A 14,971-nucleotide genomic window follows, 5' to 3' on the forward strand; every position below is an offset into this window, starting at 1 on the left:
TAATTAATAATGTTTAATGTGCTTAAAGTTTCCAAAATCAAATAAATACTTACTATTCTAAATAATGTGATATAATCATTTCGTATCACTAAATACCATAATTGGGGAGGAATTATATTGCAAATAACAAAACAAACAAGGCCATTTCGTAAAGATGTGCCAGAAGCATTGAAATGGAAGGTAGAAGACCTTTTTGTTGATGGACAAGCCTGGAAAGCAGCGCTGAAACAGGCGGAAAGCAGCATTCCGGCATTTGAAAGTTTTAAAGGAAAACTGCATACTAGCAGTTCCACCCTTCTTGAATGCTTGAAGGCTCAAGAAGCTTTACTTGAGAAGCTAGTTCTGATTAGTACATATGCTTCCTTAAAGCAATCAGAAGATGGAACAAATCCTGAAAATCAAGCGAACTCCTCCCTTTTTGCTGCATTAAACGCAAAAGTAAACGGCACTCTTTCCTTCATTCAATCTGAAATTCTCGAGATGCCAGAAGAGTTAATAGAGAAATTCCTTGAGGAAGAACCAGAGCTTGAGGTATATAAGCGAAATATAAAAAAAATTCTGTCTGCTAAAAAGTATGCATTGTCGAGTGAAACAGAAAAAGTACTTGCATCTTTAGGACAAATTCACGCCTCTCCTTATTTAGTGTACCAAAACAGTAAATTGGCAGATATGAGCTTTGCTTCAATTAAAGACGATAACGGCAACGAGTTACCTGTATCCTTCGCCTTGTTTGAGGATGTATATGAGTTCTCTCCAGATCCTTCCATTAGAAGAAAAGCTTATAAATCATTCACAGATAGTTTATCTAAATATAATAATACAATCGCTGCAGCATACAGCACAGAAGTAAAAAAACAAGTGACCATTGCAAACATTCGCGGTTATGCCTCGGTCACAGATATGCTATTGGAGCCACAGGAAGTAACAACAGAAATGTATCATAATCAAATCAGTGTCATCTTTAACGAGCTTGCACCGATAATGAAAAAATTTGCTGATTTGAAAAAGACGCAATTAGGGTTAGATAAGATGCTTTTCTGTGATTTAAAGGCACCATTAGATCCTGACTTCAATCCAAAGACAACTTATGAGGAAGCTAGTGAAACTATTTTGGAAGCCCTGAAGGTGATGGGACCAGAATATTCGGAAATCATGAAAAAGGCTTTAACAGAAAGATGGGTTGACTTAGCAGATAATGTAGGAAAATCCACAGGTGCTTTTTGCTCAAGCCCATATGGCTCTCACCCATTTATTTTAATCACTTGGGGCAATACAATGAGAAGTGCTTTTATGCTGGCACATGAGCTAGGTCATGCAGGTCATTTCTACTTGGCAAACAAAAACCAAAGAATCATAAATACACGGCCATCAACTTACTTTATTGAAGCACCATCAACTATGAATGAAATGCTGCTTGCAGACTATCTGCTTGCAAGTACTGATGACACTAGAATGAGACGCTGGACAATTCTTCAGCTCTTGGGCACTTATTATCATAATTTTGTTACACATCTACTGGAAGGTGAATTCCAACGCCGAGTATACAAGCTCGCTGAAGAAGGTACACCATTAACAGCAAGCGTCTTTAATGATGTTAAAGGTAATATCTTAAAGGAATTCTGGGGAGATTCTGTTGAAATAACAGAGCAGGACCATATGACATGGATGCGCCAGCCACATTATTATATGGGATTATACCCATACACATACTCTGCAGGTCTGACAGCATCAACAGCAGTCGCAGAAAGCATTCGGGAAAACGGCCAAGAAACAGTCGAAAAATGGCTCAACGTCCTTCGTGCAGGCGGAACAAAAACTCCACTACAATTGCTGAACGATGCAGGCGTGGATATGTCAAAACCAGATGCAATCAAAAAAGCTGTTGCCTATGTCGGCACATTAGTTGACGAACTAGCAGACAGCTTTAACTAAAATGTACTTTACTAATTAGGTTTTTAGAAGCAGCTATATACGATAGCTGCTTTTTTGCTGTCATTTTCCATTATAAATATCCTTCTACTTACAAACACTGTTTTTAAAGGAGAAGATAACATGAAAAAAACGCAAGAAAATGAAATAAATCAACACCTTCATACAAAAGATCGCGGAGATTCAGTCGACGAGCTCGCCAGACTTGAATCAGCCAACAGCTTCATTGCCGAAAAAGAAATCGGACAACAACGAGACAACTCTTAATAAAAAGGAGACTAACTATGGACACAGTAGACCCAAAAGACCTTCAACTTGGTGACGAAGTATATGTTATCTACCATAACCCACATACACCATCGGTTTCCAATGTGAAGCCAGCAGAAATAGTGCAGCATCCAAAAGACCCTAATGCACTAGCATTATTTTTAAACGACACATTTCATACGATTGAAGATGATGATGCACTCTTCCAATCGGAGTCTGATGCAACAAGTGCATACAATCAAATGTATCAAGATGAAATAGACAATTACTTTTAAGATTCCACCCCCCTAAAAAAAGACCCCAATAAAATGGGGTCTTTTTAATTAATTATTAATTTGCGGTAATTCTCTCATTTCCATTGACGTTTCATTGCCACATAGTGGACATTTTAAATCCTCTGTTGCAAAATCCTTACGCATCCAGCCATTGCAAGAATTACATGCATATACTTCCATGTTTAATAATACTTCTTCAGGCTTATCTTCCATTCCTTTTCTGTTAAAAAACATGTTGTAGCCCCCTTTTTTGTTTATTATGTACAAAAAAGCTGTATTTTATAGGTAATTAAACAAATTTGAGGAATTAAAACGCCTACCAGTAAAATTTTCGGAGCCAAACATTTTACATAGTGCGATAAATTCAGACAAATATGATATGATGATTTCAAAATAAATTACCAATTGAGGAGAATGCACGATGGCGAACCAATTGTTTTATACTTCCCCTTACACGTCTTCATGGACAACAAATGTTATAAAAACAATACATAATAACGACAAGGAATATGTCCTGTTGGAAAATACCGGATTTTATCCTGAGGGCGGCGGACAACCTGCAGACACAGGCACAATAAATGGTGTAAAGGTATTAGATGTGCAAAAGCAGGAAGATGGCACAATTCTTCACCAAGTAGAACAACAAATTGTTGGACAAATAGCTGAATGCAGGCTGGATTGGGAGAAACGATACGATCATATGCAGCAGCATACTGGCCAGCATTTACTTTCTGCTGTCCTGCATGAATGGAAAAACATCCCAACAGTTAGCTTCCACTTAGGCAATGACTACACTACAATTGACATTGAAATAGAAAAGCTAACCCAAACAGACCTACTAGAAATAGAAGCACTTTGCAGCAAATACATATTTGCAAACAAAGAAATCAAAACATATTTTGTATCAAACGATGAAGCTTCCTCCATTCCATTAAGAAAGCTTCCTTCTGTGACTGGCAACCTTAGAATAGTTGAAATCGATCAATTTGATTATTCAGCCTGTGCTGGAACACATGTTTCTCATACTGGTGAACTTGGTTTGATTAAACTAATAAAAACAGAAAATCATCGCGGTCAAACAAGACTATTCTTTTTGTGCGGGCATCGTGCAATCAAGGATTATCAGTCATCACAAATTATATTAAACGGGCTCAGTGACAAGTTCCGTACAAATAAGGACATGCTTGCAGATCGAATTGATAAATTAGAAAAAGAAAAGAAATTCGTTAATAATGAGCTTGAAGCACTCAAACAAGAAAACGCAAACTTTTTAGCTGAAAGGTTAACTAGCAGCACGGACAGCCCTGTAATTTCTGCAACTTTTGAAGACAAATCTCTTAAGGATTTGCAGCTGCTTGCCAAGACTATTATGAAAGACAATAGTTATACAATTGTGTTTGCTTCAGCATTAGATAAGAAAATATTAATACAACATAATGGCAGCCCTTCTTTTTCCTGTGGAGCGCTAATGAAGGAAATTTTGGCCGGAACAAACGGCAAAGGCGGAGGAAATAATACACAAGCCCAAGCAACCTTTGACGCTTCTGCCGATTTTGATCAGGCATATCAAAAGATAGTTGTTCAAGTAGAACAAATTTTACAATCACAGTAAAACAAAAGGAGAAGCAAATCTGCTTCTCCTTTTGTTATATCTTTTGTTTTCTGGCAAATAGCACGAGTGCTATCTTTATTTGAAAATAACTGATATGTGCCGGAAGCTGTTCCTTAATAGGTTTAAGCTTATCAGTTTCACCCTGTTCTAACACTTCTTCTATTTGCTGCTGGTCATCCAGAGATAAAAATTGACTCCAATTAATTACTTCTCCTTCTTCATCACATCTCAGCAAATGGTTTTCGATAGTGATAGGAGTCATAGCCCTTTTTTCTGCAATTTGTTTTATATCCAAGCCAGCTTGCAATAACTCCAGAGAAACTAAGTGAGAGTTTTCTGTTTTCTGTTTTTTCTTCGGCAACATGCTCGTATCTGTACTTGAGACCTCCTGTTTATTTTCCCAGTCTTCAGGATTCTCCTGTTTATATGACTGCAGTGTCTCAAGAATGATTCCGCCATATTTTTGTAGCTTATGATCCCCTATCCCTTTTATATTAGACAGCTCTTCTTCGTTTCCTGGTTTTTGACTGGAAATGAGCTTAAGCGTCTGATCAGAGAATATAACAAACGGAGGAACTCCCTCGCTGTCTGCAAGGCTTTTCCGCATCATTCTTAAACGCTGGAACAAATCATTATCTTCTACAATAACCTTCGCTATAGCCTGTTCTTTTCTCAGCACTTGTTTGCGCTGAAGCAGCACTTCCTTCCCTGTTGGTGCAACCTTTAGAATTGGCATGGAGCCACTGCTGACAGCAATATAATTTTCCGATATAAGAAATTCAATGAAATCACTAACGTCTTTAGCAGACTGTTCCTTCATAATTCCATATGTTTTTACTTTATCTAAGGAAAAGTCGATTATCTTTTTGTTTTTGGAGCCTGTCAACACTTGGGCGACCATTGTTTTTCCAAATCTTTCGCCCATACGCATCATACAGGAAAGTACTTTTTGGGCATCAACTGTCACATCAACAACATGTCTTTCATCCTTACAGTTGCTGCATCTTCCGCATTTCTGCTCTGTTTGCTCCCCAAAATAGTGAAGAATATATTTTTGGAGGCAATCCTCTGTATGACAAAAATTAATCATTGCCTGCAGCTTAGCCAAATCCTGCTCCTGTTTAGCGGAATCATGTGTTGTCTGATCAATGAGAAACCGCTGAATACGGATATCCTGTGCAGAATATAAAAGAATACATTCACTTGGAAGTCCATCCCTGCCGGCACGGCCAGCTTCCTGATAGTAGCCTTCCATATTTTTCGGGAGCTGATAATGAATGACGAACCGAATATTACTTTTATCAATCCCCATACCAAAGGCTGTTGTAGCTATCATCAATTGATAATCGTCATTAATAAATTTTTGTTGCTGTTCCTCTCTTGCTTTGTCACTCATTCCACCATGATATTTAGCCACGAGAAAACCTTTATTCGTTAAACGGTCATAAAGCCTTTCGACATCCTGTCTTGTCGCAGCATAAATAATTCCCGATTCTTCTTTATTGTTTTTTAGAAATCCTTCAATATATCGATGTCTATCTTCCCCTTTGACGACAGAGAAGGATAAATTATCTCGTTCAAACCCAGTTATGACTGTATTTTCAACAGGTATTTCTAGTTGTGCACAAATGTCCTCTTTAACAACAGGGGTTGCTGTAGCAGTTAGTGCAGCCACAATCGGCCGTTTCTCAAGCCTTCTGATTAATTGCCCTAATCTTGAATAGCTTGGACGAAAATCATGTCCCCATTGGGAAATACAGTGGGCTTCATCAATTGCTATGAATCGAATCTCGAGGTCATTCAGCAAATCAATGAAAAAGTCCCCATCTAATCTTTCTGGAGCAACATATAAAATTTTATATTTCCCCCTCTTCAAATCTTCCATTCTTTTGGAAGCTTCAAAGGAATCCAATGTACTGTTCAGAAAGGTTGCAGGAATACCTGCTTCTGTTAAAGAATCGACCTGATCCTTCATCAAGGAGATAAGGGGTGAAACAACGAGCGTTACACCTGGGAATATCATCGCTGGTACTTGATAGCAGATTGATTTCCCTCCACCTGTCGGCATAATACAAGCTACGTTATCTCCTTGCAGAATTTGCCGTATTACTTCCTCTTGCCCTAGTCTAAAGGTATCATATCCAAAATACTCCTTTAATACCGATAATGCTTTTTCAAACATTTATATTAATCCTCCTATTAAAAGCAAAACTTCGTTACTTCCATTGTAACATTTTTTTTGTATGTAATAAGTCGACAAATTAATGTAAATCTTCAAACGAAAAAAACAGCTTCCAGAAGGAATTTTCTTTCATATAGAGAATATCCTTCTATTAAGTTATTGAGGTGAATGCGTGAGTGATCATTTTGGAAGTTGCCTCAAATGCTACCCTTTGATTGAAATATTAATAGAAAAGGGCTGAAGATATGAATACAAAACTGATTATTGTAGAAGGGTTGCCTGGCAGTGGTAAATCAACTACTGCATCAACTATTTATGAAATTTTGCAAAACTATCCTATAAAAAGTGAATTGTTTCTTGAGGGAAACCTCGACCACCCTGCTGATTATGATGGAGTTGCTTGCTTCTCACATTCAGAATGGGGCTTACTTGAAAATAATTTCGTTAACAAAAAAATCCTTCATTCCAATGTAGAGTATAACAGCGGTTTATTCCTTTTTCCTTACAGGAAGTTAATGAATCAAGACAATGACTTATATACAAACATGGACTTTTCCTTCATCTTCAAACATGACATATACGAACTGCCTTTTGAACAGTATGCAGCATTAGCTGTTAAGAAATGGGCTGATTTTGCAGAAACAGCATGGCAGAATGATAAAATTTATATTTTTGAATGCTCATTTTTGCAAAATCCGTTAACAATCGGGATGGTCAAATGGGCTGAAGTACAGGATAGATTGATAAAACATATTGCTCTTTTGGAGGAAATTATTTATAAATTAAACCCAGTGTTACTTTATGTAAGCCAGGAGGATGTGAAAAGCTCTTTTCTAAAAGCATATAATGAAAGACCTGTAGACTGGTCAACAGGATTTATTGATTATTACACAAAGCAAGGCTTTGGAAAAAAGCATCAGTTGCATGGGATTGATGGAACAATACAGGTTCTTCAGGCTAGAAAAAAACTAGAGTTAGAAATTTATGAAAGCCTTTCTATCCAAAAGCTTATTTTAAATAACTCATCTTATAACCTACAAAGTAGCGATATTGTCAAAATGCTAACTTCTATTCACATTATATAATGAAATAACTATGTTAACACAGATATTATTTGCATAGGACTTTTGCATGCAAATGAAAAGGCATAAGCGAAATGCTTATGCCTCCGTGTATTTAAATATTACAGCCAAGCTGCTCCAACAATAATTAATAGAATGAATAGTACAACGATTAATACAAATCCGCCACTACCATATCCACCGCTAACAGGTGCTGCGTAGCTGTATCCTCCGCAACCGCAAGAACTTCCATAACCGTATCCACCAAATCCGTATGCCATTTATAAAACACTCCTTCTTTTTTTATATTAATTAATAACCAAAACCAACATAACTAGATCCTACAATGATTAATAAAATGAATAGCACTACAAGGAGAGCAAAGCCTCCACCAAATCCTGCTGTATGTTCACCACTCATTTAATCCACCTCCCTCATGCACATAAGCATATTATGTAGATACAGGTTGTCTTGAATGGGCGAATTTCAATTTTTTATTTTTTTAGCGAAAATCATTTGTTGCGTAATATGTAGAAGCGCAACAGGCAACTTCTTTACAAGAAAGAAATCGCCTGTTTTTGACTTAAAAGAACGGAATAAATGCAAGTGCTGCAATTAATCCAAAAGAAAATCCAACAGCAGCTGCACCCCAGCCCCAGCCTGGACCATAGCCTCTGTAATAACCTAAACCGAACCCGCCATACCCTCTTCTGCCACCCAAAGGTCTAATAAAAACCTTATTTGAAGTAACACGATCAATGATTCCAGTATGCACAGTGCCATTATGTGTACGAATGCGAACACATTTCCCAATACCTTTTGAACACTGGTTATAATAATTGTTCATTGTGCTTTCCACCTCCACTTATTTCCTTATATCTTATGTCCAAGCTAACAAAAAGTATGGACAGCCTCCCTATGATAGGAGCGGAAAATTAAAATTCCCTTTTTAAAAGCGCAAAAAACCGCCACTTCTTAAGATTTATTTCTTAAGAAGTGGCGGTTTTTCCACGTTTTTATGATGGGGTTTCGTTTAACTTACTATTTATAAGTGCCTCTTGCTTTTCCAAACGAAGCAAGAAAACATTTAATCCAAGTCCGATAACTGTCAACAAACTAAAAAACAAATACACATAAAAAATACTGTAATGATCGAAAATTATGCCCCCAATAAAAGTATTAAACCAATTGCCAAGTCCATTTCCAATAGCAGAATAGAAGGTTATGGACGTTGCAATCATATGTGCAGGAGCGATTTTTCTTATGTACTGTAGACCAGCAGGTATAAACAAACCAACGCCAAAACCTTGCAGAAAAGCTGTTGCATAAATGAGCGTTAAATTTGGCTCCGTAAAATAAAAAATCCATCTGACTAGCGAAATAATGCCAGAAAATAATGTGATTTCTAGCAAACCAAATTTTCTGATCCAGGCACCTGCAATTTTCATGAATGGCACCTCTGACAATACAGCAATTAAAAACGCTACGCCAATCCCTGTATAGGTGCCACCGCTGCCTTCCACAAATAGACCAAAGAAAGTATTATTCGCTAAATTAGGACTAAAAATCATGAAGGTAATAATCAAAAACAGCATGTATTTTTTATGTATTAAAAGCTTACTTGCCCCTTTTAATGGATTTCCGTTAGCAGCAGCCTTCTCCTTCGGTATCATCGCAGTTGCAAAGGAACAAATCAGCAATGCGGCGAAAAAGGAAAGGAAGATGATGCTTGGTGCTATTTCAGACAATCTTCCCATTATAAAAACAGCAATCCCAAACCCTAGCGCTCCGTACATTCTGACATTACCATAATCTAAGTTGTGTTCACTTGTATATTTAATTGTAATACTGTCAGATATCGGAACAATCGCGCTTTGAAAAACAGCAATCATTGTTGCAATCACAAAAATCCAGACAAACTGGTCGATAAACAAATACCCTAAACCGCATAATCCGGCAAAAAATGCACATAATTTAAGAATGGCTGTTGGTGAATTTGTTTTATCAGAAAGTATACCCCAAAAGGGTTGAAAGAATATTGTCACTACCGGTCCTATCGACATAATAATTCCAATTTCGAAGCCAGATAAACCGATTGATTTGTTTAAATAAACACTTAGCAGCGGTGCGATGCTGCCACTGCCAAAAAAGGCAAAAAAATAAAAGCATTGCAGAATATAAAGTTGTTTTTGTGTTTTCATTTAAATATTGTCTCCTTTGCTTTTTCCATTATATATCAGTTGCTGAAATCATCAAAATAAATTTACAGAAAAAAACCAATAAGGAGCTTATATCTATGTTAGAAGCTGCAATTTGGGGTGCTGTTGCAAGTTTGTCTTTAATGTTCGGGAGTATCATCGGCCTTATATATAATATACCTGCTAAAGTAAACGCCTATCTTATGGCACTCGGAACAGGAGTGTTAATAGGAGCTTCATCATTTGACCTGCTAATGGAGTCAATGGAAAAGAGTGGGATAAAAAGGACGGCTATTGCTTTTCTTGGCGGAGCATTACTGTTCACCGTAATTGAACTAATACTTTACAAAAAAGGCGGCACAGACAGAAAAAGATCGAGCGGTAATACTGCTGCACATTCTGGTATCGCTATTTTCATTGGTACATTGATGGATGCTATTCCAGAATCATTGATTATTGGGTTAAGCTTAATCGCAAGCAATCATGTGGACATACTATTTATCGTCGCAATCTTTATAAGCAACTTTCCTGAGGCGCTTTCCTCCACTGTCGGCTTAAAAAAGGACGGCTATCAAAAAAGAAGAATATTTCTGCTTTGGTCAAGCGTTGTCCTAATTTCCGCACTAAGCAGTTTAATCGGCTACTCCTTTTTAGCACATGCATCAGAGATAGTTATCGCAAGTATAGAAGCATTTGGGGCAGGAGGATTAATTGCAATGGTATGCTCCACTATGCTTCCTGAAGCATATCAAAAGGGCGGTCCAGTTGTAGGCTTCATTAGTTGTGCTGGTCTAATGATAGCACTTGCACTTACTTCCTTTTCCGGTTGAGCTAAAGCTTAGATGTAAATAGTAATTCGATTATCTTGGAATGAAAAACATGCAAGCTATGCAGTAGCAAATACATATTTTAATTAGTTAATTAAAAAAACATGTTTCACATTAGTATCGCTTATTACTATCTTTAGGATAGCAATAGCGAAATCTATAATGGAACATGTTTTCTTATTGGTTATTAATGTGTTGTTGAGGATGTTAATTTTGTCGATTGTCGGATTGGAACGATTAAATGTGATCTAGGTTTAGTGAAGCTTATTTTAATGCCTGATTTTTTCATTTTATTTACTAAATCAACAAGCTGTTTTCTAGCCATTTATATCTACTCCTTTATGTCCTGTTATATGTATTGTACTGAAAATATATGAAAAAAATATGAACGTTTAATAAAATTTTATAGATATTTACGTATTCCCGATTACAAGCCCGCAAAACTCCTTTTAATCATTTTAACGCTTACAAATCATATTCTATTATAATAGAACAATTCCCTTTATTTTTATAAAAAAACTCCAATAAAAAACTCTACAAAAAAAGACACTGAGTTGAACATAAATGAATTGGATAAGAATTTCAATAAAAATTAGCTTCTTACATGTCAATAATGGTATAATTTTATGGATATTGTATTTTGGAGGAAAAAATATAAATGATAACAGTTAGCAATGTTGGTCTTCGATATGGCGATCGTAAATTATTTGAAGATGTTAATATTAAATTCACACCAGGAAACTGCTATGGTTTGATTGGGGCAAATGGTGCCGGCAAATCAACTTTCCTAAAAATCCTTTCCGGTGAGCTTGAAGCTCAATCTGGAAACGTGTCACTTGGTCCAGGCGAACGACTTGCAATCTTGAAACAGAACCATTTTGAATACGAAGAGCATGAAGTGCTTCAAGTAGTTATTATGGGTCATACAAGACTGTATGAAGTAATGAAAGAAAAAGATGCCATTTACATGAAAGAAAATTTCTCTGATGAAGATGGTATGAAGGCTGCTGAGCTTGAAGGTGAGTTTGCAGAATTGAATGGTTGGGAAGCTGAATCTGAAGCTGCAATCCTTTTAAAAGGCTTAGGAATTAATGAGGATCTGCACTCTAAAAAGATGGCAGACATCAGCGGTTCTGAAAAAGTTAAGGTACTTCTTGCACAAGCACTATTTGGTCAACCAGATGTTCTATTACTCGATGAGCCTACCAACCACCTTGACATTGGGGCAATTCAATGGCTTGAGGAGTTCTTGATTAACTTTGAAAACACTGTAATTGTTGTTTCCCATGACAGACATTTCTTGAACAAGGTATGTACACATATTGCTGATTTAGATTACAGCAAAATTCAAATCTATGTTGGTAACTATGATTTCTGGTATGAATCAAGCCAATTAGCATCAAGAATGGCAAATGATGCAAACAAGAAAAAAGAAGAAAAAATTAAAGAGCTGCAAAACTTCATTGCCCGCTTTAGTGCAAATGCGTCAAAATCTAAGCAAGCAACATCAAGAAAAAAATTGCTTGATAAAATTTCTTTGGACGATATTAAACCATCATCCAGAAAGTATCCATATGTAGCATTTACGCCTGAAAGAGAAATCGGTAACGATTTATTGCGTGTCGAAAATCTTACAAAAACGATTGATGGCGTGAAGGTTCTTGATAATATCAGCTTTATCATGAACAAGGATGATAAAATTGCTTTAGTTGGAAAAAATGAGTTAGCTAAAACAACGCTTTTCCGTATTCTTATGGGAGAAATCGAGCCAGACAGCGGATCATTTAAATGGGGTATTACTACTTCACAAAGTTATTTCCCTGCTGAAAACTCGGAGTATTTCTCACGCAATGAGCAAACGCTTGTTGATTGGCTTCGTCAATATTCACCAAATGACCAAACAGAAAGCTTCTTACGAGGCTTCCTAGGCAGAATGCTGTTCTCAGGAGAAGAGGTCTTGAAAAAACCTGAAGTTCTTTCCGGTGGAGAAAAAGTGCGCTGCATGCTATCTAAAATGATGCTTAGCGGCTCAAATGTTCTACTCATGGACGAACCGACAAACCACTTGGATCTTGAATCCATCACAGCACTTAACAATGGCCTAATTAACTTTAAAGGCTCCCTGCTGTTCGCATCACATGACCATCAGTTTGTATCAACTATCGCAAACCGCATTTTCGAAATTACACCAAGCGGTTTAGTTGACAAACAAGTAACATATGACGAGTACTTGGAAGATACAAAGCTGCAAAAGCAAGTAGCTGAAATGTATAAGTAATTGATAATAAAAATGGTTCCTGCTTTGGCAGGAACCATTTTTATTTATCCACGTTCAATTTTTATCATGTATCCTTTAGATTAAAAAACTGTGGTATTATTTTCTTATTTCCACTTCAAATCTTGTTAACATGATCTTAAAGGAGTTTTAAATAAATGAAAGAAAAAAACAAACAAAAACTAGGATCTTTTGTTGCTCTATTGATTGTTTTTAGCTTATGGCAAGTTCGTGACTCAATTGTTAGTATTTCACCTATTTTCGAAAATACTATAATTTATCTTTTTTCCATTCTATTCTTTGGTATCTTCATAGGCTTATTTGTAAGCAGCCTAATTCCTAGTAAGAAAAAACAACCTACTAGGAAAAATACACCAAGTAAAGAAAAAACAAATAGCTGACATCTATTCAAAAAAATGGCATGACATATGTATTTAAGTCTAATTCAAAACTAAACTATTTAACCGCTATTGGTTAATAACAGTTTGGTTTTTTTATATTCTTCCGCTTAAATACAATAAATAAAAATTTAGTTGAATGGAATGTAGGCCACTCGACTACTAAGGGAAATAGAGGAAAGGAAGACCCTGCAGGCGAAAACGAAGTGGCTCAGCTTCCTCCCCGCGGTAAGCGAGTGACCGCAGCGCAATGGAACGAAGTGCTTTTAAAGCCATACTCTATAAAATAACTCCATGCTCCATTGTCTCAAATTTAAATAAAATTATTATTATTCGTGTTTAAGCAGGTTATTTTTTCCCCAGCACTTATTTTCTTCATATAATAATTATAGGAATTTGCTCTCGGTGTACCGCAACCCAAGACTTAATACAAATTACCTACAAAATATTCCTAAAGTGACAAAATAACTTTTAATCCCTTTACAACTGCCATTACTCAGCGTGTCTCCGCCTTCTTTTATTCATATAAACAGCTACCACAACAATAAGCAGGACAATCATGCCAATAGTCGTTTTTACAGCAACATTCCAGTTGTTAGGTTCATCCACAGCTGTCTTGGTTTCATTAACTGGCTGTATTTCTTGTGGGGTAATCTCCTGCAGCTGGATGGTTTGAATTGTGTCCCCTGCTTTTGACTGAACCAGCAGTTGGCCAGAAGTGGTAATAACAGGATTATGGTTATCAATTGGTACTGTTAGAAGCTCTGTTTTTTCAGTCTGAAATTCCTTACCACCCGTACTGAACTTCTTCCCAGGCGGCATAAATTCGTTTTTAAAGCCATTGAACCCATAATCAAACATTGCTGCTGTATCTTCATAAACGTCTTTTTTCCAGTCTCCTTTTAAAACAATTGCAATCAGCTGCAGCCCATTTTTCTCTGCAGATGTGGCAAGCGTTTGTTTAGACTGATCCACATAACCTGTTTTCCCGCCGTTTACACCATCATAAGGCAGCTCGCCTTTTAACATGAGATGGTGCGTGACAAGTGTTGTATCCCATGATAAACCCTCCCAGTTTAACTCCTTTGTTCCGAAGATAGACTGAAACTCTTTATTTTTTAACGCATACTTTGTGATAAGTGCCATATCATATGCTGTTGTAAAATGTTTCTCATCATATAGTCCACTTGGGTTTTTAAAATGTGTTCCCTCCACTTTAATTTCATTTTTTAAATATTCATTGAAATTTTGTTCAAATTGCGCAGCACTTCCGTCCAAATATTCTGCTACTGCATCTGCCGCATCATTTCCTGAATTGATAAGCATACCATTTAACAGCTTTTCAAGTGTGACCTTCTCTCCGCTTTCCAAATAAACACTTGTGCCCTCTTCTTTTGCAGCATGCTCACTAACAGAAACCACATCATCTAGAGAACCCTTCTCGATTGCGTAAATAGCAGTTGCTATCTTCGTAAGGCTTGCAGGGTACATTTTTTGATAGCCGTTTTTTTCATAAATAATTGCGCCTGTTTTCGCATCAAGCAAAAGTGCTGATTCACTTTTTAAACCAAGCCTGTCTTCCTCTTTATCTGCTGCCTGTGCTGCTGCAGGAGCGAGCATCAACAGCAAAAAGAGAACGGCAGTAAATATCTTCATTTGTTAATCACCTAATTTTCTATCTTCTTATAAACTAATGACTATTTTACCAGATTATTCCCCTGATTGCACAGCGATCATATGTTTTAATTGCTCATAATTTCTATTCTTAAATAATTTTATGTCTAAATTGTGAAAAAAAATCTGAGACAAAACAAAATATATGTTTCCAAACACAAAATAATATATAATTTACCAACTTTTTACAATGAAGCTTGATATTATACAAAGAGTTTTGCTTTAAAATTAGTTCGTTTCAAAACGCTCCATCCACTCACCTTTCCGCATGCG

The 14,971-nt window shown here is 36.6% G+C and carries 15 protein-coding genes and 1 pseudogene; 8 read left to right on the forward strand and 8 right to left on the reverse strand.

The window, feature by feature from the left end; translation table 11 throughout:
• Positions 1-117: 117 nt before the first annotated feature.
• From pepF to NQZ71_RS12505, 3 genes are all read left to right on the forward strand, one after another.
• Positions 118-1,932, forward strand: a complete 1,815-nt coding sequence (pepF, locus tag NQZ71_RS12495; RefSeq protein ID WP_317010740.1) for an oligoendopeptidase F — start codon at positions 118-120, stop codon at positions 1,930-1,932.
• Between the two features lie 120 nt (positions 1,933-2,052).
• Entirely contained in the window at positions 2,053-2,196 is a 144-nt protein-coding gene (locus NQZ71_RS12500; RefSeq protein WP_186304041.1) for a hypothetical protein, read from the forward strand.
• A 17-nt stretch (positions 2,197-2,213) separates the two neighbouring features.
• On the forward strand, positions 2,214-2,471 hold the full coding sequence (locus NQZ71_RS12505) for a transcriptional regulator SplA domain-containing protein (RefSeq protein WP_144454876.1): 258 nt from the start codon (positions 2,214-2,216) through the stop codon (positions 2,469-2,471).
• Between the two features lie 48 nt (positions 2,472-2,519).
• Here the strand turns inward: NQZ71_RS12505 and NQZ71_RS12510 are convergent, their stop codons facing one another.
• Positions 2,520-2,705, reverse strand: a complete 186-nt coding sequence (locus tag NQZ71_RS12510; protein ID WP_127741165.1) for a cold-inducible protein YdjO-related protein — start codon at positions 2,703-2,705, stop codon at positions 2,520-2,522.
• Between the two features lie 187 nt (positions 2,706-2,892).
• On the opposite strand from NQZ71_RS12510, the gene NQZ71_RS12515 reads away from it, so the two are divergent.
• Positions 2,893-4,083 (forward strand): alanyl-tRNA editing protein, encoded by a 1,191-nt coding sequence (locus tag NQZ71_RS12515; RefSeq protein ID WP_317010741.1) that lies wholly within the window; start codon positions 2,893-2,895, stop codon positions 4,081-4,083.
• A 34-nt stretch (positions 4,084-4,117) separates the two neighbouring features.
• Here NQZ71_RS12515 and recQ read toward each other — a convergent pair whose 3' ends face one another.
• Entirely contained in the window at positions 4,118-6,265 is a 2,148-nt protein-coding gene (gene recQ, locus NQZ71_RS12520) for a DNA helicase RecQ (protein ID WP_260054120.1), read from the reverse strand.
• Positions 6,266-6,510: 245 nt separating this feature from the next.
• On the opposite strand from recQ, the gene NQZ71_RS12525 reads away from it, so the two are divergent.
• Entirely contained in the window at positions 6,511-7,350 is an 840-nt protein-coding gene (locus NQZ71_RS12525; protein WP_317010742.1) for a P-loop NTPase family protein, read from the forward strand.
• Positions 7,351-7,448: 98 nt separating this feature from the next.
• Here the strand turns inward: NQZ71_RS12525 and NQZ71_RS26200 are convergent.
• From NQZ71_RS26200 to NQZ71_RS12545, 4 genes and pseudogenes are all read right to left on the reverse strand, one after another.
• A pseudogene (locus NQZ71_RS26200) lies at positions 7,449-7,532 on the reverse strand (YjcZ family sporulation protein); the annotation flags it as partial.
• Positions 7,533-7,638: 106 nt separating this feature from the next.
• Positions 7,639-7,746, reverse strand: coding sequence for a YjcZ family sporulation protein (locus tag NQZ71_RS12535; protein ID WP_127741175.1), 108 nt, complete (start codon positions 7,744-7,746; stop codon positions 7,639-7,641).
• 163 nt (positions 7,747-7,909) lie between these two features.
• Positions 7,910-8,173, reverse strand: coding sequence for a hypothetical protein (locus tag NQZ71_RS12540; protein WP_144454872.1), 264 nt, complete (start codon positions 8,171-8,173; stop codon positions 7,910-7,912).
• A gap of 169 nt (positions 8,174-8,342) precedes the next feature.
• On the reverse strand, positions 8,343-9,527 hold the full coding sequence (locus tag NQZ71_RS12545) for an MFS transporter (protein WP_144454871.1): 1,185 nt from the start codon (positions 9,525-9,527) through the stop codon (positions 8,343-8,345).
• 95 nt (positions 9,528-9,622) lie between these two features.
• Between NQZ71_RS12545 and NQZ71_RS12550 the strand changes: the two genes are divergently transcribed.
• The gene (locus tag NQZ71_RS12550; protein ID WP_144454870.1) at positions 9,623-10,354 is read left to right on the forward strand and encodes a ZIP family metal transporter; all 732 of its coding nucleotides are present in this window, start codon (positions 9,623-9,625) and stop codon (positions 10,352-10,354) included.
• A 184-nt stretch (positions 10,355-10,538) separates the two neighbouring features.
• Here the strand turns inward: NQZ71_RS12550 and NQZ71_RS12555 are convergent, their stop codons facing one another.
• Positions 10,539-10,676 (reverse strand): hypothetical protein, encoded by a 138-nt coding sequence (locus tag NQZ71_RS12555; RefSeq protein WP_164849752.1) that lies wholly within the window; start codon positions 10,674-10,676, stop codon positions 10,539-10,541.
• Between the two features lie 333 nt (positions 10,677-11,009).
• Here NQZ71_RS12555 and NQZ71_RS12560 point away from each other — a divergent pair, with 333 nt between their 5' ends.
• A complete protein-coding gene (locus NQZ71_RS12560; protein ID WP_144454869.1) occupies positions 11,010-12,629 on the forward strand; it encodes an ABC-F family ATP-binding cassette domain-containing protein in 1,620 nt (539 codons plus the stop codon).
• A 155-nt stretch (positions 12,630-12,784) separates the two neighbouring features.
• Positions 12,785-13,027, forward strand: coding sequence for a hypothetical protein (locus NQZ71_RS12565; protein WP_317010743.1), 243 nt, complete (start codon positions 12,785-12,787; stop codon positions 13,025-13,027).
• 489 nt (positions 13,028-13,516) lie between these two features.
• Here the strand turns inward: NQZ71_RS12565 and NQZ71_RS12570 are convergent, their stop codons facing one another.
• Positions 13,517-14,680 (reverse strand): D-alanyl-D-alanine carboxypeptidase family protein, encoded by a 1,164-nt coding sequence (locus NQZ71_RS12570; protein ID WP_317010744.1) that lies wholly within the window; start codon positions 14,678-14,680, stop codon positions 13,517-13,519.
• Positions 14,681-14,971: the final 291 nt, after the last annotated feature.

This window comes from Niallia taxi (genome assembly GCF_032818155.1).
GTDB lineage: Bacteria > Bacillota > Bacilli > Bacillales > Cytobacillaceae > Niallia > Niallia taxi_A.

What these genes read in the sequence shown, in the direction of transcription:
- NQZ71_RS12500 (WP_186304041.1), top strand. Translation starts at nt 2,053, where the DNA reads ATGAAAAAAACGCAAGAAAATGAAATAAATCAACACCTTCATACAAAA.
- NQZ71_RS12505 (WP_144454876.1), top strand. Translation starts at nt 2,214, where the DNA reads ATGGACACAGTAGACCCAAAAGACCTTCAACTTGGTGACGAAGTATAT.
- NQZ71_RS12510 (WP_127741165.1), bottom strand. Translation starts at nt 2,705, where the DNA reads ATGTTTTTTAACAGAAAAGGAATGGAAGATAAGCCTGAAGAAGTATTA.
- NQZ71_RS12515 (WP_317010741.1), top strand. Translation starts at nt 2,893, where the DNA reads ATGGCGAACCAATTGTTTTATACTTCCCCTTACACGTCTTCATGGACA.
- recQ (WP_260054120.1), bottom strand. Translation starts at nt 6,265, where the DNA reads ATGTTTGAAAAAGCATTATCGGTATTAAAGGAGTATTTTGGATATGAT.
- NQZ71_RS12525 (WP_317010742.1), top strand. Translation starts at nt 6,511, where the DNA reads ATGAATACAAAACTGATTATTGTAGAAGGGTTGCCTGGCAGTGGTAAA.
- NQZ71_RS12535 (WP_127741175.1), bottom strand. Translation starts at nt 7,746, where the DNA reads ATGAGTGGTGAACATACAGCAGGATTTGGTGGAGGCTTTGCTCTCCTT.
- NQZ71_RS12540 (WP_144454872.1), bottom strand. Translation starts at nt 8,173, where the DNA reads ATGAACAATTATTATAACCAGTGTTCAAAAGGTATTGGGAAATGTGTT.
- NQZ71_RS12545 (WP_144454871.1), bottom strand. Translation starts at nt 9,527, where the DNA reads ATGAAAACACAAAAACAACTTTATATTCTGCAATGCTTTTATTTTTTT.
- NQZ71_RS12550 (WP_144454870.1), top strand. Translation starts at nt 9,623, where the DNA reads ATGTTAGAAGCTGCAATTTGGGGTGCTGTTGCAAGTTTGTCTTTAATG.
- NQZ71_RS12555 (WP_164849752.1), bottom strand. Translation starts at nt 10,676, where the DNA reads ATGGCTAGAAAACAGCTTGTTGATTTAGTAAATAAAATGAAAAAATCA.
- NQZ71_RS12560 (WP_144454869.1), top strand. Translation starts at nt 11,010, where the DNA reads ATGATAACAGTTAGCAATGTTGGTCTTCGATATGGCGATCGTAAATTA.
- NQZ71_RS12565 (WP_317010743.1), top strand. Translation starts at nt 12,785, where the DNA reads ATGAAAGAAAAAAACAAACAAAAACTAGGATCTTTTGTTGCTCTATTG.
- NQZ71_RS12570 (WP_317010744.1), bottom strand. Translation starts at nt 14,680, where the DNA reads ATGAAGATATTTACTGCCGTTCTCTTTTTGCTGTTGATGCTCGCTCCT.